1 pseudogene is annotated in these 279 nt (G+C 42.3%); it reads left to right on the top strand.

Annotation, left to right across the window (positions count from 1 at the left end):
* Window positions 1-12 precede the first annotated feature (12 nt).
* Window positions 13-279, top strand: a pseudogene (locus tag FD06_RS03140) (hypothetical protein); the annotation flags it as partial.

Genomic DNA, 279 nt, shown 5'->3' with positions numbered 1-279 from the left:
AATGCAGCATCAATGAGTAGTGCAAATACAGCAGCATCAAACGCCGCAAGTAGCGCAGCTTCATTGAATTCATCAGCACAAAGTAATGATAATTACGGTAGTGGTGATAAATCCAACATTGCTAGTTATGCAAGTGAAGCTGCAAAACAAAGTACAGCTGCAAGCGAAGCTGTAGCAAAGGCTAAATCAGCCCCAAGTGCAGATTTCAACACTTATATGAGTAATGCAAGTCAAGCTGCATCAAGTGCTCAAGCAGCCTTGAATAGTGCAAGTTCTGCT

It is taken from the genome of Apilactobacillus ozensis DSM 23829 = JCM 17196 (genome assembly GCF_001435995.1).
In the GTDB taxonomy this organism is placed as follows: domain Bacteria; phylum Bacillota; class Bacilli; order Lactobacillales; family Lactobacillaceae; genus Apilactobacillus; species Apilactobacillus ozensis.
The sequence above is the reverse complement of the archived record's forward strand: the minus strand, read 5'-3'. Positions and strand labels throughout refer to the sequence as shown.